This window comes from Arthrobacter sp. GmRoot5-12 (assembly GCF_059739365.1).
Genome location: NZ_AP046056.1, coordinates 3,094,726 through 3,115,989 on the forward strand (window position 1 = coordinate 3,094,726; position 21,264 = coordinate 3,115,989).

Annotated in this window: 19 protein-coding genes and 2 tRNA genes; 13 read left to right on the top strand and 8 right to left on the bottom strand. The window is 67.5% G+C overall.

Translation table 11 applies throughout. From position 1 onward, the window contains the following. Window positions 1-128: 128 nt before the first annotated feature. The 3 genes from AC6JAM_RS14265 to AC6JAM_RS14275 form a co-directional block, all read right to left on the bottom strand. Window positions 129-1,622 (bottom strand): calpain family cysteine peptidase, encoded by a 1,494-nt coding sequence (locus tag AC6JAM_RS14265; RefSeq protein ID WP_497935143.1) that lies wholly within the window; start codon window positions 1,620-1,622, stop codon window positions 129-131. 69 nt (window positions 1,623-1,691) lie between these two features. Beyond that, window positions 1,692-2,285, bottom strand: coding sequence for a hypothetical protein (locus AC6JAM_RS14270; protein ID WP_223992354.1), 594 nt, complete (start codon window positions 2,283-2,285; stop codon window positions 1,692-1,694). 104 nt (window positions 2,286-2,389) lie between these two features. Further along, window positions 2,390-3,376 (bottom strand): DNA-3-methyladenine glycosylase family protein, encoded by a 987-nt coding sequence (locus tag AC6JAM_RS14275; protein WP_497935144.1) that lies wholly within the window; start codon window positions 3,374-3,376, stop codon window positions 2,390-2,392. Between the two features lie 184 nt (window positions 3,377-3,560). Here AC6JAM_RS14275 and AC6JAM_RS14280 point away from each other — a divergent pair, with 184 nt between their 5' ends. Further along, window positions 3,561-3,965: a VOC family protein gene (locus AC6JAM_RS14280; RefSeq protein ID WP_497935145.1), complete on the top strand. Its 405-nt coding sequence runs from the start codon at window positions 3,561-3,563 to the stop codon at window positions 3,963-3,965. Window positions 3,966-4,035: 70 nt separating this feature from the next. Here AC6JAM_RS14280 and AC6JAM_RS14285 read toward each other — a convergent pair whose 3' ends face one another. Then, entirely contained in the window at window positions 4,036-5,223 is a 1,188-nt protein-coding gene (locus AC6JAM_RS14285) for an ArsB/NhaD family transporter (RefSeq protein ID WP_497935146.1), read from the bottom strand. A 59-nt stretch (window positions 5,224-5,282) separates the two neighbouring features. Between AC6JAM_RS14285 and AC6JAM_RS14290 the strand changes: the two genes are divergently transcribed. The 5 genes from AC6JAM_RS14290 to AC6JAM_RS14310 are packed head-to-tail and all read left to right on the top strand — an operon-like array spanning window position 5,283 to window position 10,567. Then, window positions 5,283-6,668, top strand: a complete 1,386-nt coding sequence (locus tag AC6JAM_RS14290) for a cystathionine beta-synthase (protein WP_018769058.1) — start codon at window positions 5,283-5,285, stop codon at window positions 6,666-6,668. A gap of 25 nt (window positions 6,669-6,693) precedes the next feature. Further along, on the top strand, window positions 6,694-7,857 hold the full coding sequence (locus AC6JAM_RS14295) for a cystathionine gamma-synthase (protein WP_018769059.1): 1,164 nt from the start codon (window positions 6,694-6,696) through the stop codon (window positions 7,855-7,857). Between the two features lie 49 nt (window positions 7,858-7,906). Continuing rightward, window positions 7,907-8,413 (top strand): winged helix-turn-helix transcriptional regulator, encoded by a 507-nt coding sequence (locus AC6JAM_RS14300; RefSeq protein ID WP_026265732.1) that lies wholly within the window; start codon window positions 7,907-7,909, stop codon window positions 8,411-8,413. Then, on the top strand, window positions 8,410-9,771 hold the full coding sequence (locus AC6JAM_RS14305; protein WP_497935147.1) for an MFS transporter: 1,362 nt from the start codon (window positions 8,410-8,412) through the stop codon (window positions 9,769-9,771). Before AC6JAM_RS14300 ends, AC6JAM_RS14305 begins: the two co-directional genes overlap by 4 nt. A gap of 25 nt (window positions 9,772-9,796) precedes the next feature. Next, window positions 9,797-10,567: an SDR family oxidoreductase gene (locus AC6JAM_RS14310; protein ID WP_497935148.1), complete on the top strand. Its 771-nt coding sequence runs from the start codon at window positions 9,797-9,799 to the stop codon at window positions 10,565-10,567. A 101-nt stretch (window positions 10,568-10,668) separates the two neighbouring features. Here the strand turns inward: AC6JAM_RS14310 and AC6JAM_RS14315 are convergent, their stop codons facing one another. The 4 genes from AC6JAM_RS14315 to AC6JAM_RS14330 are packed head-to-tail and all read right to left on the bottom strand — an operon-like array spanning window position 10,669 to window position 15,234. Then, the gene (locus tag AC6JAM_RS14315; RefSeq protein WP_497935149.1) at window positions 10,669-11,874 is read right to left on the bottom strand and encodes an acyl-CoA dehydrogenase family protein; all 1,206 of its coding nucleotides are present in this window, start codon (window positions 11,872-11,874) and stop codon (window positions 10,669-10,671) included. Further along, window positions 11,871-13,364 carry an APC family permease gene (locus tag AC6JAM_RS14320; protein WP_134163668.1) on the bottom strand — a complete coding sequence of 498 codons (1,494 nt, stop codon included), beginning with the start codon at window positions 13,362-13,364 and terminating at the stop codon, window positions 11,871-11,873. The genes AC6JAM_RS14315 and AC6JAM_RS14320 overlap by 4 nt, the downstream gene beginning before the upstream one ends. Before the next feature lie 13 nt (window positions 13,365-13,377). Continuing rightward, entirely contained in the window at window positions 13,378-14,589 is a 1,212-nt protein-coding gene (locus AC6JAM_RS14325; RefSeq protein WP_026265733.1) for a glutathionylspermidine synthase family protein, read from the bottom strand. Between the two features lie 3 nt (window positions 14,590-14,592). Further along, window positions 14,593-15,234, bottom strand: a complete 642-nt coding sequence (locus AC6JAM_RS14330; protein WP_134163669.1) for a Tat pathway signal protein — start codon at window positions 15,232-15,234, stop codon at window positions 14,593-14,595. Between the two features lie 180 nt (window positions 15,235-15,414). On the opposite strand from AC6JAM_RS14330, the gene AC6JAM_RS14335 reads away from it, so the two are divergent. The 7 genes from AC6JAM_RS14335 (at window position 15,415) to AC6JAM_RS14365 (ending at window position 21,257) form a co-directional block, all read left to right on the top strand. Continuing rightward, the gene (locus AC6JAM_RS14335) at window positions 15,415-16,068 is read left to right on the top strand and encodes an MOSC domain-containing protein (protein ID WP_497935150.1); all 654 of its coding nucleotides are present in this window, start codon (window positions 15,415-15,417) and stop codon (window positions 16,066-16,068) included. Between the two features lie 396 nt (window positions 16,069-16,464). Continuing rightward, on the top strand, window positions 16,465-18,507 hold the full coding sequence (locus AC6JAM_RS14340) for a DEAD/DEAH box helicase (RefSeq protein WP_497935151.1): 2,043 nt from the start codon (window positions 16,465-16,467) through the stop codon (window positions 18,505-18,507). A 295-nt stretch (window positions 18,508-18,802) separates the two neighbouring features. Next, window positions 18,803-18,874: transfer RNA gene (locus AC6JAM_RS14345), tRNA-Thr, on the top strand. Between the two features lie 60 nt (window positions 18,875-18,934). Beyond that, window positions 18,935-19,008: transfer RNA gene (locus AC6JAM_RS14350), tRNA-Met, on the top strand. 91 nt (window positions 19,009-19,099) lie between these two features. Next, window positions 19,100-19,888 (top strand): membrane protein insertase YidC, encoded by a 789-nt coding sequence (yidC, locus tag AC6JAM_RS14355; protein WP_497935152.1) that lies wholly within the window; start codon window positions 19,100-19,102, stop codon window positions 19,886-19,888. Between the two features lie 138 nt (window positions 19,889-20,026). Then, entirely contained in the window at window positions 20,027-20,584 is a 558-nt protein-coding gene (locus tag AC6JAM_RS14360) for a dihydrofolate reductase family protein (protein WP_497935153.1), read from the top strand. A gap of 16 nt (window positions 20,585-20,600) precedes the next feature. Next, complete coding sequence (locus AC6JAM_RS14365) at window positions 20,601-21,257, top strand: SDR family oxidoreductase (RefSeq protein ID WP_018769078.1); 657 nt, start codon at window positions 20,601-20,603, stop codon at window positions 21,255-21,257. Window positions 21,258-21,264 lie beyond the last annotated feature (7 nt).

Sequence of the window (21,264 nt, forward strand, 5' to 3'; positions counted from 1 at the left end):
CTTTGATGCTTGGGGTGAGTGCTGTTGGGACGGCTCTGCGGAGGGGGAGCAGCCGCTCAGAGAGAGTGCCAGAGGCAAAACCGTGCAAGAGAGAATGCGGCCACGAAGCCGCAGGGCTGGACGCGGCATCAGCGCGCCACCGTGGCATCGCTGAAGAGCTTGGTGAATTCGTCCTGCGAGATGTACATGCGCGGCTCGGAGGGGCCCCATGGGTTTTGAAGGATGATGTTCCCCCGCTCGTCAACTCCGGTAACGAAATAGGCGTGGCCGGCATGGTATCCGTTGGGCGCCTCCTCCGGCGTTTCACCCAGTGTTGTGACCAAGGCCGGACGTCCCCGGCCGGCCGCCTCCCACAGCTTCCCGGCGTCGTCGGTGCGTTCCACGTCCGGTCCTGCCAAAAACTGGAATGCGTCGGGACCCCAGTTGCCTTCAAGGGCGCGGTAGTTGCCTGGCGGATACGCCTGGTCCGGGGGCGCCCCTTCCGCTGTCCCGTCGTTTCTGTCGTCCTCGGTGTAAACCTGTGCCAGCGCTTTCTCGACATAGGCAGGCCAGTTGCCGCCAAACCCTGCTTTGGCTCCCATCTGTGCGCCCTTGCTGTTTGCCGGCAGGTCCGAGGTGACGGTGACCCACTGCTCCTCTCCGTTCTTGTCGAACAGCAGGACGGAAACCGTGCCGTTGCCGTTGTCCGTTACGTGCTCGCGGGCCCAACCCGAATCGGCATTGATCATGGCCCCGGCGGCGGCCAAAACCACGCAGTCCCCGTACTGCCCCTGCCTGATGTCGTCAGTGCCCGGGCGTTGTCCGATCACCGGCCACTTGGGTTCCATCCACCGGTTCGTGCTGCTGGCGTCAGGGCCATCAGGCCTCGCTGCATCTCCCATGGCCTGCCCGTCCGGCTGGGCCCACGGTATGAGGTCCTTCAGGCGCCCCACCTGCTCTGCTGACGCCTTGGACAGGAGCTGGTCCAGCAGTTGCTGACGTTCGAAAGGCGTGGTTCCCTCCCAGTTGAACAGTCCCTTGCCGTCGGTCGCCGCGCCGCTGCCCAGGCTTCGGAGCTCATCATCGGTTAACGACTCCAGCAACTGGTTCAGCTGGGCAGGTTTGAGCCCGGTCAAGGCGTCGCGGAGCTTGTTGACGTCCGAATCGTTGCCCACAAAGAAGTTGTCGCCCGAAGCAGCGTTTCTGACCAGGCCCTGTAGCCTGTCCAGTTCGGGCGCGGCAAGGTTCGCTTCGCCGCGGTCGGGGTGGCGCGCCACAGAATGCTCCCCGCCGGTCAGGTAATCGGACGTCGCATCCCCGGCGGCCTTGCCGGGAGGGCCCCCGGCCGTACTGGTCCGGCCTGACGCGCCACCGGCGCCGCTGGCGCGTTCCTGCTCGTCCGCGTGCCGTGCGGCTGCCTTCCCTGCGTCCGCAAGGGCCTCAATGACGCGGCCCAGCAGGAGGCTGTGCGTGCCATTCCAGTCGTTCCGGAACCTCTCGGCGTCGGCCCCTTTCCAGGTGCCCGGCTCGCCCACGTTCCTCGACAGCGCCGTGGCAGTGGACATCAAGCGCGCGGAAGAGGCGGTAAGGGCCTTTCCCAGGGCGCGAAGTTGGGCGACGTCCGCCCCATAAATGCCTGCCATTATTCCCCCAAATATCCAGGCTCAAGCTTACGCGAGGCGCGCCGCCGGAGGCATGGGGAGAACTGCCCGCTAGCTACTGCGGCCGGTTGGGCGGCGGGATAGCCGTAGCGCCACAACGGCCACGACGGCGCCCGCCGCCAGTGCGACCAAGGCCAGGACCGCTGCCCCGTTCCTTCCGGCCATGGTGGCCTGTCGCGTCCTGCCGCCGGTGACCTCGTTGGCGGGAATGTGCCACTCGGACGGAGCCGGAAGGATCCCCTGCGGCAGTTGGGTCTCGCGCAGTTTCCGTCGGGCGGCCAGCCGCTCCCGCACCGTCTCATCGGGGGCAGCCTCCAGATCGTCGGCGGCGATGGCTGTTGGGTAGTCGATGATGTAGGGCTCACCGTAGAACGCCGACGACGCCACGGACTCCACCCAGGTGAACGGTGGTGGGGCAACGTCCCGCGCGGTGAACGCGGTCAGCAGCATCTCCCGGATTTCCTCAAGGCTCTTGCCCGTGGCCCCGCGGCGAGTCACGTCGAAGATGGCCAGTTGCAGCTTCAATTTGGCATCCCCGTCAGGATCGTGCGCCTCCGGGTCCACCACCGCGGGGTCTTGCCCGGTTGGATCCACGTCCAGGGGTTCCCCGCCGGCGTAGTTGGTGCGTCCAGGATCGGAGCTCATGGATTCCTCTCAATCGTGGTCCGGCCGTGCCTGGCTGGACGCCACACCGTAGCCTTACCCATCGCGGTCCGGATCAAGCACCCGTTGACCTGCCGTGGCAAGCCTCAGTGCCCCCGGTGGTCCTGGATGGTCATCCGCGGGCCAAAAGTGGGCTTGCGGTAACCGGTGCTCTGGATCATCCGGACCACGCGCTGCCGGTGCCCCCGCCAGGGTTCCAGCAGCCGGAGCATCCCGGCGTCGTCCGTCCTGCGTCCGGTGAGCGCCGCCCCCACGTAGGCGGCGAGGTGGTAGTCGCCCACGGAGATCGAATCCGGGCAGCCGTGGGTGCGCTGCACAACCTCGGCGGCGGTCCATACCCCGATGCCCGGAATGACCTGCATCTTCCCGGCAGCCTCCGCGGCCGGCAGCGCGGCGAGCCGTTCAAGTGCGGCGGCGGAGCGCAGCGCGCGCATGACGGTGGCTGAGCGCTGGGGACCTACGCCGGCCCTGTGCCACTCCCAACTGGGAACCTGCAGCCACTGCGCTGCCGTTGGCGCCACCACCAGCCCGGCCGGGGTGGACGTACCGGCCCGGGGCGCCGGGGTTCCGTACCGGTGCACCAGGTAGCGGTAGGCGCGCCGCGCCTCAATGACCGTCACCTTCTGTTCCAGGATGATCGGCACCAGCTGGTCCACCATGCGGCCGCTGGACGGCAGCCGCACCGCCAGGCTGCGCCGCCGGGCCTCCCGGACCATGTGGGGCAGTGTGGCATGGAAGGAGGGTTCGTCGAAACCCCGCCAGTCGTCGTCGTCCCCCAGGAGCCGGGGCGCTGCCCTGACGGCGGCCGCGGCACCGGGACCCCAGGCCTGGATGTCCACCAAGGGGCCGTCTGCTGCCTCGCCGCCCGCCGGGGCGAGCCGCATTGTTGCCGGACCGGCCGGCGTCGTAAACGCATTCCAGATAACGTCGCCTTGAACGCAGAAGGAAGGATCACTGCTGCCCCGCAGAAGAGGCGCAAGCGTGCGGGAAAGGCTGTACGGGGCCTCCGGATACCACCGCAGGGACACGTCCGCCGCGGCTGCCACCCGGGGAGGTGCCTCTGCGATCGTCATGCCTTCAATCGTCCCACGGACCACTGACAGCGGCGGGACAACCAGCCGGCCCATAAGCCAGCCGGGGGAGGAAAACGGCCGGAAGCAAAGGTAGAACGGCCCTAATTCGCCGCCCGGGCAAAACCTAGAATCCACCCTGTGGCGCGGAACAGACTGCGCCGCAACCCGACACGGCAGGAGGGCCATGATGGGCGGAGTGGTGCATTTCGAAATCCCCGCGGACGACCAGGACCGGGCCAGCAAGTTCTACCGGGAAGCCTTGGGCTGGCGGATCGAACCAGTGCCAGGGATGGACTACAGCATGGTCATCACCGCGGACATGGATGACAACGGCCAGCCAGTGGCCGCCGGTGCCATCAACGGGGGCATGATGGCCAGGGAGGGGGAGATCACCAACCCGGTGGTCACGGTGGACGTCCCGGACATCAGTGCCACCCTCAAGAGGGTGGAGGAACTGGGTGGATCAGTGGTGGTACCGAAGAACGAAATTCCCGGCATGGGCTACACGGCCTACTTCAGGGATTCCGAGGGCAACGTGATGGGCCTCTGGGAGAATCTCCCGGCCGAAGGGGACGCCCAGGGCGGCTGACAGCCTTCGCTGTACGCTGCCGTTTCACGGGTGCCGGTCCGGGGCTGCCGTTTCACGGCGGCCCGGAGGTTTACGGCGTGCCGGAAACCAGCCACAGCGCCAGGACGGCCAGCGGCACCGTCAGCACCACGGCCACCAGGCCCGCCAGGGCGAACCCGCCCCACCGGATGGGGACGTTCAGCACCCGCAGCCGCTCATGCCAGAGCAGGGTGGCCAGCGACGCCCACGGAGTCACCAGCGGCCCAAGGTTCACTCCGATGAGCAGTGCCGCAAGCCTTGCCGGCGATCCCGCCACCGGTTCCAGTGCCAGGTAGGCGGGCAGGTTGTTGGCGGCGTTGGCGGCACCGGCACCCAGCCCGGCCAGCTGCAGGAGCGCAGGCAGGCTCTCACCGGAACCGGCAACACCCGCCAGCAGTGCGGTCAGGCCGTGCGCGTGCAGCGCTTCCATGAGCATGAACAGGCCCACCGTCAGCATCAGCGGCCGCCAGGGCACCATTGACCACCGCAGGACGGACGGCCGGCGGCGCAGGAAGACCACCAGGAGGACGGCCGCGGCTGCTATTGCCGGGTACTGCACCGGCACTCCGGACACCAGCGCAGGCAACAGGACCAGGAGCGTGACGGCAGCAGCCTTCAACAGGGTGCGGTCGCGGATGGGATGCGCAGGCTGCGGCCCGTATGTTCCGCGCAGGTCCCGCCAGAAAGCCAGCCACAACAGGACCAGGGGGACCAGCATGCCCATCAGGGCGGGCGCCCACACCAGCCCCGCAAAACGCCAGGGGCTCAGGCCCAGCCGGTCCTGGGCCAGGAGGTTGGTGAGGTTGGAAACGGGAAGCAGCAGTGAAGCGGTATTGGCCAGCCAGATGCTGGTCAGCGCAAACGGCAGCGGCGGGATCCGGGCATGGACGGCCAGCAGGACCACCACGGGCGTCACCAGCACCGCCGTCGTATCCAGGGACAGGAACACGGTGGACACCGTGGCCACCGCCACCACCAGCAGCCACAGCTGGAAGACCCGGCCACGGCCCAGGGCCGCCAGCCTGTCCGTCACCACCCGGAACAGTCCTGCCTCGTCCACCAGTTCGGTGACCAGGGACATGGCCAGCACGAAGGCCAGGATGGGAATGGTCCGGGAAGAAAGCTCCCCGAACGCGGGCAGGGGGAGCGCACCGAGTGCCAGGGTGGCTATACCTGCTGCCAGCGTTCCGCCGGGCAGCAGGTAGCTCCGGGCGGCTTTCAGCCATGCGAACTGCTTCACCGGCCTATCCTCGCATCCCGCACCGGGGCGGGCGCGCAGGAAGCGGTAGCTTAGTACCTATGAAGTACGCCCAGTCCATCCTGGACCTCATCGGCAATACCCCGCTCATCAAACTCAACCACGTGACCGACGGCCTCAAGGCCACCATCCTGGTCAAACTTGAGTACCTGAATCCGGGCGGATCCATCAAGGACCGCATCGCCGCGCAGATGATCGAGGACGCCGAGCGCGAGGGCAAGCTGAAGCCCGGCGGCACCATTGTGGAGCCCACCTCCGGCAACACCGGCGTGGGCCTGGCCCTGGTGGCGCAGCAGAAGGGCTACAAGTGCATCTTCGTGGTCCCGGACAAGGTGGGCGAGGACAAGCGTGCGGTGCTGCAGGCGTACGGCGCGGAAGTGGTGGTCACGCCCACCTCCGTTCCGCCGGACAGCCCGCAAAGCTACTACGGCGTCTCGGACCGCATCACCCGGGAGACGCCGGGCGCCTACAAGCCGGACCAGTTCTCCAATCCCGCCGCCCCGGGCAGCCACTACAAGACCACCGGCCCGGAGATCTGGCGCGATACCGACGGCAAGGTAACGCACTGCGTTATCGGCGCGGGCACGGGCGGCACCATCACCGGCACCGGGCGGTACCTCAAGGAGGTTTCGGCGGACCGGCCGGAGTCCGACGGCGGCGTGGTCAAGATCATCGGCGCGGACCCCGCGGGCTCGGTCTACTCCGGCGGGACCGGGCGCCCCTACTTCGTGGAGGGCGTTGGCGAGGACATGTGGCCGGCCAACTATGACAAGTCGGTCCCGGACGAGGTGATCGCCGTCAGCGACGCCGATTCCTTCGCCATGACCCGCCGGCTGGCGCGGGAGGAGGGACTGCTGGTGGGCGGCTCCTCCGGGATGGCCGTAGTAGCCGCGCTGCAGGCGGCCCGGGACCTGCCGGAAAGCGCCGTCGTCGTGGTCATCCTCCCAGACTCAGGACGCGGCTACCTGGCCAAGATCTTCAACGACCAGTGGATGCGCTCCTATGGTTTCCTCTCCGGCGGCGAGGAAACCTCCGTGGGGGAGGTCATCAAGTCCAAGAACGGCGAACTGCCGGACCTGGTGCACATCCACCCCAACGAGTCTGTCCGCGACGTCATCAACATCATGAACGAGTTCGGCGTCAGCCACATCCCGGTCCTGTCCCAGGAACCGCCCGTGGTCATGGGCGAGGTCCTCGGCGCCGTGGACGAGCGCACACTGACTGCCAAACTGTTCCGGGGCGAGGCCAAGCTGACGGACAAGATCTCCGAGCATATGGGACCCAAGTTGCCCGTCATCGGATCGCTGGAAACCATCTCTGCCGCCAGGGAACTGCTGTCTGACACGGACACCCTGATGGTCACGTTCGTGGGTGCGCCCGTTGGCATCCTCACCCGGCACGACCTGCTGGCCTACCTCAGCAACTGATCTGCGTTACCCGCAAAGGAGCACCATGTCCCTGCCTGAAAACCAAGGTTTCAACACCCGCGCCGTCCACGCCGGCCAGGACTTCGAGCCCCGCACCGGAGCCGTGGTGCCGCCGCTGCACTTCAGTTCCACCTATGCCCAGGACGGGATCGGGGGACTGCGCAGCGGCTACGAATACGGGCGCGGCGGAAACCCCACCCGGGACGCGCTGCAGGAACAGCTCGCGTCGCTGGAACTGGGCACCTCCGCCTACAGCTTCAGCTCCGGCCTGGCCGCGGAGGACGCCCTGATCCGCGCGCTGACCCGCCCCGGGGACCACATCGTGCTGGGCAATGACGCCTACGGTGGCACGTACCGGCTGATCAGCCGGGTGCTCGGCGACTGGGGAATTGGCAACACCCCCGTGGACATGGCCAACCTGGACATGGTCCGCGACGCCGTGGCCTCCCATAAGACCCGCTTCCTGTGGGTGGAGACCCCCTCCAATCCGCTGATGAAGATCACCGACATCGCAGCGCTCGCGGACATAGCGCACGACGCCGGGGCCCTCCTGGTGGTCGACAACACCTTCGCGTCCCCCTACCTGCAGACCCCGCTCGCCCTGGGTGCGGACGTGGTGGTCCACTCCACCACCAAGTACATCGGCGGCCACTCCGACGTGGTGGGCGGCGCCGTCGTGGTGAAGGACGCCGAACTGGCGGAAAAGATCGGCTTCGTCCAGTTCGCCGTGGGCGCCGTGTCCGGGCCCATGGACGCCTTCCTGACCACCCGCGGACTGAAGACCCTGGGCGTCCGCATGGACCGGCACAGCGAGAACGGGCAGGCCGTGGCGGAGTGGCTGCTGGAACGCCCGGAGGTTGAGGCCGTCCTGTATCCGGGCCTGCCCAGCCACCCCGGCCATGAGCTCGCCAAAAAGCAGATGCGGAAGTTCGGCGGCATGGTCTCGGTGCAGTTCAAGGGCGGTGAGGCGGCGGCCCGGAAGGTGGCGGAGTCCACGTCCGTGTTCACGCTCGCCGAATCCCTGGGCGGGATCGAGTCGCTGATGAACTACCCCTCCGAGATGACCCACGCGTCCGTCAAGGGCACCGAGCTGGCCGTCCCGGTCAACCTGCTGCGGCTGTCCTGCGGCATCGAGGACGTGGAGGACCTGATCGCGGACCTGGACCAGGCGTTCTCGGCCATCCCGTAACCACGAAAGGGTCTGGCTTTCTTGAGGAAAGCCAGCTAGGGTTTTCCCTATGCCTCTTCGATCCGACTGGTCCCAACGCAGCTGCAGCATGGCCCGCGGCCTGGACATCCTGGGCGACCCATGGAGCATCCTGGTGCTGCGCGAGGTCTTCTTTGGGAATGGCCGCTTCGACGCCATGAAAAGCCGGCTGGAAGTGGCGGACTCGGTGCTCACCAAACGCCTGGCAGGCCTGGTTGAGTCCGGGCTGCTGGCCAGGAAGGCCTACGACGACGGCGGCCGCACACGCCAGGAGTACGTCCTCACCCCCAAGGGTGAGGACGCCCTGCCGGTGCTGAACGCAGTCACCATCTGGGCGGAAAAACACCTGCCCGCGCCGTCGGACCAGGCCCACCTTTACGTGATCCACACCGGCTGCGGGAAACCCACCACCTCGGCGGACACCTGCACCGAATGCGGCGCGCGGCTGACGGCGGCCAACACCAGCTGGCACAGCCGGTCCAGGTCCGATCAACCCATCCGGCTGTCCACCGCATCCGGGAAGGGAGCGGCATCGTGAGCACCCTGCCCGAGGAAACGGCCGGAACTCCCTCGCAGACCACCGTTCTTCAGGCGCCCGGACCTCGACGCCGCCTGCACCCGGCCTGGATCGTCGCCGCCGTGGCATTCCTTGCCTTGGTTGGGGCAGCCGGATTCCGGGCCGCCCCTGGCGTCCTCATGGTGCCGCTCCAGCAGGAGTTCGGCTGGTCCACCACCGTGCTCTCGGCGGCCGTCAGCATCAACCTGGTGCTGTTCGGCCTCACGGCTCCGTTTGCCGCCGCCCTGATGGAGCGGTTCGGCATCCGGGCCGTCACATCAACAGCCCTGGTCCTGATCGGCATGGGCAGCGCGCTGACCGTGCTGGTCAACCAGTCATGGCAGATCCTCCTCACCTGGGGGCTGCTGATCGGGCTCGGCACCGGCTCCATGGCACTGGTCTTCGCCGCCACCATCGCCAACACGTGGTTTACGAAAAGCCGGGGCCTGGTCATCGGCATCCTGACGGCCGGCAGCGCCGCCGGCCAGCTGGTCTTCCTGCCCTTCATCGCCCTCCTCGCGCAGGATCCCGGGTGGCGCCAGGCCTCCCTGCTGATCGCTGCCGGGGCGCTTGCCGTGGTCCCGCTGGTGCTGAAGTTCCTCAAGAACTCGCCGGCCGACGTCGGGGTGCTGCCCTACGGCGCGGAAGGGCCAGCCATTGAAGAACAGGCTGGTTCCCAGGCAGCGGCTCCGGAAGGCGCCCCGCGCAGCAACGCCGCCGTCCGGGCGCTCCAGGTCCTCAAGCGCGCCAGCAGGGTGCGCACGTTCTGGGCGCTCGCGGCCGGTTTCGCCATCTGCGGCGCCACCACCAACGGCCTGATCGGCACCCACTTCATCCCCTCCGCCCATGACCACGGCATGCCCGAAACCACGGCCGCGGGCCTGCTGGCCGTCGTCGGAATCTTCGACATCATCGGGACCATCGCCTCGGGCTGGCTGACGGACCGCTTCAACCCCCGCGTCCTGCTCGCCGTCTACTACCAGTTCCGCGGCATCGGGCTGCTGGTGCTGCCGCTGCTGCTGAATGCAGACGTGCAGCCCAGCATGATCGTGTTCGTGGTGATCTACGGATTGGACTGGGTGGCCACCGTTCCGCCCACGGCCGCCATCTGCCGTGAAACGTTCGGTGCTGACGGCAGTGTGGTGTTCGGATGGGTCTTCGCCGCCCACCAGCTGGGCGCCGCCGCGGCGGCCATCGCGGCCGGGGCCCTGCGGGATGCCACCGGCCACTACACCTACGCCTGGCTGGGAGCCGCAGCCATGTGCACCATCGCTGCGGTCATCAGTGCCACCATCCGCCGGCACCACAGTTCGCGGGAAGCGGAGCCGGCAGCGGCTTGATCTGGGGCGCGGCTAGGCTGGTCGGATGGAACCCGTCGCACCCGCCCCTGTCCGTCCCGTTGCCCTGGTCACCGGCGTGGGACGGCTTGCCGGCATTGGGGCCGGCATTGCCCGGCAGCTCGCGGCGGACGACTGGGACCTGGCCCTGTCCTACTGGGCCGACTACGACGCCCGCATGCCGTGGGGGAGCGAACCCGAGGACGTGGTCCGCCTCACCGCCGAGCTGGAAGCGATTGGCGCCAAGGTCCAGGTCTTGTCGGCAGACCTCCAGGATCCCGGCGTCCCGGACAGGCTGGTGGCCGAGGCCAGGCAGCTGGCGGGCCCGCTTCAGGGCCTGGTGCTCAGCCACGCTGAATCGGTGGATTCGGGCGTGCTGGACACCAGTATCGAATCCTTTGACCGCCACTTCGCCGTCAACACACGCGCCAGCTGGCAGCTGATCGCCGCCTTTGCGCGGCAGGCACCGGACGACGGCGGCGCGATCGTTGCGCTGACCAGTGACCATACGGCGTTCAACCTTCCGTATGGTGCCTCGAAGGGTGCCCTGGACCGGATTGTCATCGCCGCCGCCCGCGAGCTGGGTCCGCAGGGGATCTCGGCCAACGTGCTCAACCCGGGGCCGGTGGACACCGGCTGGATGTCCCCGGAGGTCCGCCGGGAGCTCACCGCGCGCCAGCCCACCGGGAGGCTCGGCACCCCGGCCGATGTCGCCGGCACCGTCGCGTTCCTCCTGTCCCCGGCCGGCCGCTGGGTATCCGGGCAGCTGATCAAGGCGGACGGCGGCTTCTCGGCCTGAGTGCCCTGTACCCCTCTCCCCACGCCCTCCCAACTGACTCGCAGTAGATGCCGTTTTGGGCCCCCAAAACGGCATCTACTGCTAGCTGGTTGGGGGAGGGGTCAGTGGAAGGCGTCCAGGCCGGTGATGTGCCGGCCAAGGATCAGGGTGTGCACCTCGTCCGTGCCCTCATAGGTGCGGACCGACTCCAGGTTCGCGGCGTGCCGAAGCGGTGAATAGTCCGTGGTGATGCCGTTGCCGCCCAGGATGGACCGCGCCTCCCGGGCCACGGCAATCGCCTCGCGGACGTTGTTCAGCTTGGCCAGCGAAATCTGCTCCGGCCGGATGCTTCCGGCGTCCTTCAGCCGGCCCAGGTGCAGCGCCAGCAGGGTGCCCTTCTGGATTTCCACCAGCATGTTCACCAGCTTCTCCTGCGTGAGCTGGTAGCCGGCCAGCGGCCTGCCGAACTGCAGCCGCTCCTGCGAGTACGCCAGGGCGGCTTCGTAGGAATCCCGGGCGGCGCCCATGGCACCCCAGGCGATGCCGTACCGGGCCTCGTTCAGGCAGGTGAACGGCCCACGCAGCCCCCGCGCTCCCGGGAGCAGGGCCTCGGGACCCAGCCGGACGTCGTCGAACACCACATCGCACTGGATGGAGGCGCGCATGGACAGCTTCTGCCGGATAGGCGTGGCAGTCACGCCGGGGGTGCCCGCCGGAACCAGGAAGCCGTGGACGCCGTCGTCCGTCATGGCCCAGACCACCATCACCCCGGCCACTGAGGCGAGCCCGATCCAGCGCTTGGCACCGTTGAGCACCCAGCCGGCGTCATCCCCGCTGCCATCCCGCTCCGCGAAAGTGGCCATGGAGGCGGGATCTGAACCCGCCGTTGGCTCGGTCAGGGCGAAGCACCCGATGGCCTCCCCGGCCGCCATCCGGGGCAGCCACTCCTGCTTCTGCTCCTCGGATCCCCACGTATGGATGGCCGTCATGGCCAGCGAGCCCTGGACGGACACGAAGGTGCGGATGCCGGAATCGCCGGCCTCCAGTTCCATGGCCGCCAGGCCGTATTCGACGGCGGACCGGCCCGGGCAGCCATAGCCGTCCAGGTGCATCCCCAGGACGCCCAGCTCACCCAGTTCCGTCGCGAGGTCGAGGGGAAAGACGGCGTCCTCATACCAGCGGGCGATGTCCGGTTTGATCCGCTGCCGGGTGAAGTCGCGGACCTTTTGCCGGAGCTCCAGTTCCTCCGCGGACAGCAGGGAGTCGAGGTCCAGGACGTCCGACGGGCCCGCGGTCACGGCTTCACCCGGCATTTTTTCACCAGTCATTTCTTCACCTGGAAGTATCCGCGGGTGGACGGCATGAAACGGCAGGCGGCCGCGAGGACCACGCCCAGCGCCAGCAGCAGCACCCCGCTCACAAAGGCGCCGCCGACACCGAAGATTTGGGTGTCGCCGTACGCCGGGTCCCACATCTGGACCGCCGAGATGAAGAAGGCGGCGGTCAGGAGCAGCGCGCCGGCGAGGGGGAGGATGCCGCGGAACCAGAGGTTGCGCGCCGATGCCCGCAGGGTTCCGCGGAAGTACCAGAAACAGGCGAAGCCGGTCAGGGCGTAGTAGAACGCGATGAAAAGGCTGATGGCACTGATGGAGTCCGCCAGCAGGTTCTCGCTCAGGAAGCTCATGGCCACGTAGTAGGCCGCGGCGGCGCCTCCCATCACCTGGGTGGAAAATCCCGGGGTCTGATTGCGCGGATGCACCTCTGCGAACTTTGCCGGCAGCGCGCCGTGGACCCCCATGGAGAGGGTCCCGCGGGCCGTGGGCAGGATGGTGGTCTGGGTGGAGGACAGCACCGAGGCAAGAACCGCGACGACGATCAGCCAGCCCCACGGGCCCAGCACCACGTCCTTCATGGCCAGGAACACATCGTCCTGGTTGGCCTCGTTGCCCAGGCCGATCCCTTCCGAGCCCACGGTGGCGTACATCATCACCAGCAGTGCCACGGAAACGTAGATTGCCACCAGGACGAACGCCGAGATCACGGCGCCGCGGCCGGGTGTGGTGGACGGGTTCTCGGTCTCCTCGTTCACGGCCAGGCAGGTGTCCCAGCCCCAATAGATGAACAGGGCAAGGAGGGCGCCGTGTACTACGGCGCCGGGGTCGGCAAAGGCGCCGGCCGGGTTGAACCATTCCAGGTCAAAGGCCTGCCCTTCTGGTGCCCCGCCCACGATCCGCACCACGATGGCCAGTGCGAAAATGCCCAGCGCAATGTACTGCACGTAGGTCAGCACGCGCTGGACGTGCTCGCCGAGCCGGATCCCGCGGTAGTTCACCAAGGTCATGAGGATGATGAACAGCAGCCCCGTGCCGGTGACCAGCAAGGTGTTCTCCGCCAGCGATCCGTCGCCCACCAGCAGCCAAAGATACTTCCCCGCTACCTGGGCGAGGTTGGCCAGGACCACGATTCCGGCCAGGGCCACGCCCCAGCCGCCCAGCCAGCCCGCCCAGGGGCCGAAGGCCTGGCGGGACCAGGTGAAGGTGGTGCCGCAGTCCGGGATGGCGCTGTTCAGCTCGCGGAACGCGTAGGCGATGAACAGGACCGGGATGAAGCCCAGCAGCAGGATCAGGGGAGTGTAGTTGCCGTTGACTGCAACGATCAGGCCCAGGGTGGCGGCGAGGGAGTACACCGGCGCGGTGGAGGCCAGCCCCAGCATCACGGAGTCGCCCAAGTCCAGGATGCCGGCCCGCAGTCCCTTGGCCGGCACGGTGGTGCCGGTCCCGCGCCCGGGGCCGCCCGTCGTCGTCATGTCCGTGCTCATGCTGTCACCGGTTTCATAGAACGATTCCTGCCTTGGTGGAGTCCGCCACCGCCGAAAGCGGCGCCGGCGCGTCAATGGTGTTGGGGACGAAGCGGCAGAAGTAGTCCGTGACCGGCCCGTCCGATTCCCGGATGCCGCAGCCCACGGACTCGCCGTCCACCACCCAGAGGCCCAGCACCGGATGGTTGCCGTCGAAGTCCGGCAATGGGTGGTACTGCTGGTAGCACCAGCCCTCCCGCCCGTAGCCGCCGGGCTGCTCCAGGCTGATCCCGTCCGCGTGGATCCGGATGTTGTCGCCTTCACGGCCGTGGAGGGGCTTGCCCACCCACTCCTTCAGCGGCCCCGGATCCGTGAGGTACGCGGGCAGCAGGTTGGGATGGCCGGGGTACAGATGCCACAGGGCGGCCAGCAGGGCTTTGTTGGAGAGCAGCATCTTCCAGGCGGGTTCCACCCAGCGCGGGTTGTGCGCCCGCTCCAGCAGGCGGGGCCCGAACTCCTCCTTCATCATCAGCTCCCAGGGATAGAGCTTGAAGATGGTGTTGATCAGGAAGTTGTCCAGGTCCACGAAGCGGTTCAGGTTCGGGTCCCAGCCGATATCGGACATGTTGATCCCGATGGTGGTCCACCCCGCCTGGCCGGCGACGTCGCGCATGTACGCGGCGGTCATCCAGTCCTCGCCGGATTCCTCCACCTCGGAGTGGGCCACGTGGAGGGTGCTCATGCCGGTGCGGTACTGGAATTTCTTCCACTGCCGGATGAGGGCCTCGTGGATGCCGTTCCACTGGTCCTTCTCCGGAAACACGTCCTGGAGCCAGAACCATTGGGCGACGGCGGCCTCGATGAGTCCGGTGGGGGTGTCGGCGTTGTATTCGAGCATCTTGGCCGGCCCGCCCCGGCCGTCGTAGATGAAGTCGAACCGGCCGTAAACATCCACGTCGCCGGCCTGCAGCGATGCGGCCGCCAGTTCCAGTGCCTGGGGACCGATGCCGATGCTGCCCATGGCCCCGGTGGCCAGGAACTTCGCGGCTTCCAGGCACATCCGGTGCATCTCCTCGGCCGCCACTTCAAGGGTCTCCACCTCGTCCATGGTGAACTCGTAGTACGCGGATTCGTTCCAGTACTCGATCCGGCGCCCGTCGTCCATGGTGGTGGTGGAGAACACCAGGCCCTGCTCTTCGATCTTCTGCTTCCAGCCCGGCCGGGGTTCGGACAACATCCTCTTCATCCGTCAGCCCCCCGAGACCTTGCCGCCGCCACCGCTTGAGCCGCTCTTGGCGCTGGAGCCGAAACCGCCGCGGCTGACCGTGCCGCCCTGGCTGCTGTACCCCGTGGAGGCCTTTGCGCCGCTGGGGACGGTCCGCGTGTAGTTGGGCGCGGTGGACCGGTTCTGGCCAATGGGCGGAACACTTGCCCCGCGGGAGTAGAAGTACCAGGCGTAGATGCCGCCCCCGCGGCCCGCAGAGCTATCGCAGTTGGTGTCCGCCACGCGCTCGCCGGTTTCGTCGTTGAAGCACACCTGCGCGTACTCGGGATCATCCTCATTGCTGGCCACCACGGCTGTGATGGTCCCGGCCAGGAGGGCTGTCACGCCCAGGCCCACCACCACGGTGCGCCGCTGGGAACGCTTCTTCCGTGCGGCCGCGTCATTGAGCTGCTTTTCCCGCTCCCGCGCGAACGGGTCGACAGGGGTGACGGGCTCATTGAGGAGTTCGGGGCGCAGGTCCGGCTTGGGGACCTGCCAGGGCGGAGGCTTGGCGGTGCTGCTGCCGGTTCCCGGTTGCGGCCGGCCGGACGCGCCGTGCTGCGCCTCGGAAGCGTTGTCCGGCTCCTTGCTGGGATCCTCGTTCGGGTCCATGGTGTTTGAATCCACAGCGTCCCCTTCAGTTGTCCACGTGAATTGGGCACAGCGCTGCACCCCCAATTGCAATCCTCGGATCAGCGTAATCCCTGGGCAGGCCGGCTGCGAGTAAAACCGCGCTCGACGGCAGGGGAGAACTGCCCATCCCCGCGCCGCAGGGAGCCAGGGCGCGGGAACCCTAGACTGGATGCCATGGAATCTGGTTCTGTCCTTGCTGTCTGCCGCGTCCACCAGCTCATCGCGGACCAGGGAAACGTTGGCGTGACGGCCATCGACAAGCGCCCGGCGGACGGTCCGGTGAAGGTCCACAAGCTGGGCCTGCGCGGAGACATCCAGGCCAACCGGGTGCACCACGGCGGAGAGGACCAGGCCGTCTACGCCTATTCCCAGGCCGACGCCGACTTCTGGGCGCGCACCCTGGGACGCGAACTGCCGCCGGGCATGTTTGGTGAGAACCTGCGGGTGGCCGGCATCGAAGCCACCCACGCCGTCATCGGGGAGCGCTGGAAGGTGGGGGCCGACGTCGAACTCGAGGTCACCTCCCCGCGCGTCCCCTGCGCCACGTTCCAGCGCCGGATGAAGGAACCGCAATGGGTGAAGCGGTTCACCGAGGAGGGCCGGGTGGGGACCTACCTGCGCGTCATCCACACCGGCAGCATCCGCGCCGGCGACCCCATCCAGCGGACCTTCGTGCCGCGCCACGGCATCACGATCGGCCAGTGGTTCAGTGAGCCGGACGCGGAGGTCATCGAGGCGCTCCGCAGTGCAGAGGCCGACGGCGAGATCCGGCTCCAGGACGAATACCACACCAAGTTTGGGCTGCTGCTGCGGCGGCTGGGGCAGTAGCACCCCTGCCCAGGGCGGGCTGTGTGCGCAAGCTCACCGCCGTCGTCGGGCATTGAATTGGCGGTCAATGGCGTCCGTACCTTACACTTGAAATATCCCCCACTCCGGAAATCCCTTATTCCTGCCCAATTTTTGAGGCAGGACTGGCAAGTGTTGGGGCCTGCACAAGCGATGCGGGCATTTTCATAGGGAGAGCCGGCTAAAGAAAACGCTGTACAGACTGCTGGGATAGCAGCCAAGAGATGCAGCGCGAAGTCCTGCCACGGGATTGCGAAAGCGCCGGACTTCTGTGACCGGCCGGTCAACGTTTGCCCGGCATCAATCGGCACGCGTACTGCGGCTCCGCTCACCTCGGGTAGTGCCGCCTGGCCCCCTATGGATGAGGAATATCCCCCTATGCCCGAAAACCAGAACGAAACCACCGCCGTTGTTGAGGATGCCCCCGTGGCTCCCGCAACCGCTCTCGCCGCCGAGGCTCCTGCCGCTGCGGACGCCCCTGCCGCTGAGGCAGAAGAAAACACCGTGAAGTTCGCCGACCTTGGCATCGACGGCCGCGTCCTGGCCGCCCTGCAGGACGTTGGCTACGAAAAGCCTTCCCCCATCCAGGCAGCAACCATCCCGCTGCTGCTTGAAGGCCGCGACGTCGTGGGCCTCGCCCAGACCGGCACCGGTAAGACTGCAGCATTCGCAGTACCGGCACTGTCCCGCCTGGCCGAGCTCCACGACCTCAACGGCCCGTCCCGCAAGACCCAGGCCCTGGTCCTGGCACCCACCCGCGAGCTGGCCCTCCAGGTGGCCGAGGCCTTCACCTCCTACGCCAAGCACATCGACGACTTCACCGTCCTGCCCGTCTACGGCGGCTCCGCCTACGGGCCCCAGCTGGCCGGCCTGCGCCGCGGCGCCCAGGTGGTTGTTGGTACCCCCGGCCGCGTGATCGACCACATCTCCAAGGGTTCCCTGGACCTGTCCGAACTCCAGTACCTGGTGCTGGACGAGGCCGACGAGATGCTGCGCATGGGCTTCGCCGAGGACGTTGAGCAGATCTTCCAGCAGACGCCGTCGGACCGCCAGGTGGCACTGTTCTCCGCCACCATGCCGAGCCAGATCCGCCGCATGTCCAAGCAGTACCTGAACGATCCCGCCGAGATCTCCGTCAAGTCCAAGACCACCACCGGCGCCAACACCCGCCAGCGGTACCTGCAGGTCATGGGCCCGCACAAGCTCGACGCCATGACCCGCATCCTCGAGGTGGAAGACTTCGACGGCGTCATCGCCTTCGTGCGCACCAAGATGGCCACCGAGGACCTTGCTGACAAGCTGAAGTCCCGCGGTTTCCAGGCCGCCGCCATCAACGGTGACATCCCGCAGCAGCAGCGCGAGCGCACTGTTGACGCGCTGAAGGAAGGCCGCATCGACATCCTGGTGGCCACCGACGTCGCCGCCCGTGGCCTTGACGTGGAACGCATCAGCCACGTCATCAACTACGACATCCCGCACGACACCGAGTCCTACGTGCACCGCATCGGCCGCACCGGCCGTGCAGGCCGTTCCGGTGACGCCATCCTGTTCATGACGCCGCGGGAGAAGTACCTGCTGCGTTCCATCGAAAAGGCCACCCGCCAGCCGGTGGAGCAGATGCACCTGCCCACGGCCGAGACCGTCAACACACTGCGCCTGGGCAAGTTCGCCGAGCGCATCACCGAGACCCTCGCCTCCGAGGACGTCGCGGCGTTCCGGGACCTCATCGCCTCCTACGAGGAGGAGCACAACGTTCCCGCAGCAGAGATCGCTGCCGCCCTTGCCGTGATGGCGCAGGGCGGGCAGCCGCTGCTGGTCAAGGAACTGCCTGCCGCTCCTGAATTCCAGAAGCGCGAGCGCTCCAAGGACGGCTTCGGCTCCCGTGGGCCGACCCGTGCGCTGACCGAGGGCAATGCCACCTACCGGATCGCGGTCGGACGCCGCCAGCGCGTCATGCCCGGCTCCATCGTGGGCGCCATTGCCAACGAAGGCGGCATCTCCTCCGCGCAGATCGGCGGCATCGACATCCGTTCGGACCACTCCCTGGTGGAGCTGCCCGCGGACCTGAGCCCCGACCAGCTGAAGGCCCTGTCCCGCACGCGGATCGGCGGCGAGCTGATCCACCTCGAACTGGACAACGGCCGCAAGCCGTCCGGTGACCGCGGCGCTTACCAGGGCAGCCGCGGCGGCGACCGGGGAGGCAACTTCAAGGGCAACGGCGGGTTCAAGAAGGAATTCCGCAAGAACGACGGCGAGCGGTCCTCCGCTGACCGCGGCGGCCGTTCGTACAGCGAGCGCTCCTTCAGCGACCGCGGCCAGTCGGGCGACTCCCGCTTCGGCGGCCACGGTGACGGCTCCCGCAAGCCCCGCAGCGGCAGCGAGGGCGGGCACCGCGACTTCAACCGCAAGGGCAAGTGGTAAACCCCCGGCGTTGAGGAATTGACGACGGCGATGGGCCGGCTTTCGAGCCGGCCCATCGGCGTTTAACCGCACGGGTGTGGGACTCGCCACATTCGGGCTTCGGCGCGGTGGCGAGGGGCCCTGGGAAGGCGCCTGCCGCCGTCGTCCGCCCTGCTTCCCATCACCCCTCCAGCCCCGGAATTCCGCGGAAAAACACGCTTCCGCAGCCCGGAAAAGCACTTGCCCGACCGTCCGGAAGGGGCTCCGGGCGCCGATTTGTTGGTGCGTAAATCTTCCGGTAGAGTATTTACTCGTTGCCCCCCTAGCTCAGTGGTAGAGCGCGTTCTTGGTAAGAACGAGGTCACCGGATCGATTCCGGTGGGGGGCTCTGAATGAGGGCCTGCGTCAAGGCGGTTTGACCGGCTTGACGCAGGTTTTTCTCATTCGTGGCGGTGTAGCTCAGTTGGTTAGAGCGCACGACTCATAATCGTGAGGTCGGGAGATCGAGCCTCCCCACCGCTACAGGCTAAGCCCCCGTGATCCATGGATCCCGAGGGCTTTCCTGTTTCCCGGATCCGCAGTAGCTTGGCAGCAATTGGCGGACGGGGGATCGGTGGACTTTTTCACGGCGGTGATGGAGCCGTTCCGGTGGCCGGTGTCCGCCGTCATGGTGGCTTTCCACGACGGGCTGGCCGCCGTGGGCATGCCGGCGGCGGGCGGCTGGACCTGGACGCTGTCCATCATCGGGCTGGTCCTGGTCATCCGCGCAGCACTAATCCCGGTGTTCCTGGCCCAGGTGAGGGCCCAGCGCAGGATGCGGCTCCTGCAGCCGGACCTGAAGGAGCTCCAGGACAGGTACAAGGGCAGGACAGACCCTGCGTCCCGGCAGGCCATGGCCCAGGAACAGATGGCCCTCTACAAAAAGCACGGCACCAACCCGTTCTCTGCATGCCTGCCGCTGTTGATCCAGGCACCGTTCTTCCTGGCGCTTTTCCAGGTGCTGTCCGGAATTTCCAACGCCTCGCGGCAGGGCGAAGGCATGGGCGTGATGGGACACGACCAGGTGGTCCAGTTCGATTCCTCCAGCATCTTCGGGGCACCACTGTCCGCCTCCCTGCTGCACGGCGCAGGCGACCCGGCCGCCGTGGCTGTGCTCGCCGTCGTCATGATCCTGGTGATGATTGCGAGCCAGTTCCAGACGCAGAAGCTTGTTGCCTCACGGACCATGGTCGGGCAGGATCCTGACAGCCCGATGATGCGCCAGCAGCAAATCCTTCTGTACGTCCTGCCCGTGGTTTTCGGTGTGGGCGGGATCTTCTTCCCCATCGGAGTCCTGGTCTACTGGACGGTGTCCAACCTCTGGACGCTGGGCCAGCAGTTCATGGTGTCGCGGCAGCAGTAAGGCTTTGCCGGATGCTGCGGTCCTAGCCTTGTTCGCAATGACCCGCGTAGAAGGCACGGATGTGCGAACAAGCCCAGGAATGCCGCAAGCAGCGCCGAAGGCCTATGCGGGCCTGATATCCGGCGGCAGAATGGGGCCATGGCGAAGCTGATCTACTCCGCAATCATGTCCCTCGACGGCTACACGGCAGACAAGGACGGCAACTTCAACTGGTCCGCGCCGGATGTGGAGGTCCACGCCTTCATCAACGACCTGGAGCGGGATGTGGGCACCTACCTCCTGGGGCGGCGGATGTACCAGGTGATGTCTGTGTGGGAAACCATGGGCACGTCCGGGGATCCTTCGGTGATCCAGGACTATGCCCGGATCTGGCAGGGGGCGGACAAGGTGGTGTACTCGACGACGCTGGCCATCGCTCCCACGCCCCGCACCAGGCTGGAGCGGCAGTTCCGCCCGGAGACGGTGCGGGACATGAAGGCCGGCACGGACAGGAACATCAGCATCGGCGGCCCCACGCTGGCGGCACACGCCCTCAACGCCGGCCTGGTGGACGAATGCCAGTTCTTCATCACCCCGGTTGCCGTTGGCGGCGGCCTGCGCTTCCTGCCGGACGGACTGGAGGCTCGGCTGGAACTGCTGGAGGAACGCCCGTTCGGAAACGGCGTGGTGTACCTGCGCTACGGATGTCTTGCCTAGACGGCAGAATGGGTGCATGACACGCATCGCCATCATCGGCGGCCACGGGAAAGTGGCCCTCCTCCTGTCCCAGCTCCTCACCGGCGAGGGCCACTCCGTCACCTCGTTCATCCGCAATCCGGACCATGCGGACGACGTCGCCGCCACTGGCGCCACGCCGTCGGTCCTGGACGTGGAAAATGCCACGACGGCGGCCATCGCCGATGCCTTGGCCGGGCATGACGCCGTGGTCTGGTCCGCCGGGGCTGGCGGCGGCAACCCCGGCCGCACCTACGCGGTGGACAGGGACGCTGCCATCCGCTCCATGGATGCGGCGGCCCAGGCAGGGGTGGACCGGTACGTGATGGTGTCCTACTTCGGTGCGGGCAAGGACCACGGAGTGCCGGAAGACAACAGTTTCTTCGCCTACGCCGAAGCCAAGGCGGCCGCTGACGAGTACCTGCGCGGCAGCGGGCTGGCGTGGACCATCCTGGGGCCCGGGGCACTGACCGACAAGCCGGGGACCGGGCTGATCGACGTGGACCCGTCGCCGGATGGGGACCGTGACACGTCACGTGCCAACACGGCGATCGTGGCCGCGGCGGTGCTGGACCTGCCCCAGACCGCAGGCCGGACCATCGAGTTCCGCGACGGCACGCTGCCGGTGGCAGCGGCCCTGGAACCGGGCGCGTAGACCCCGG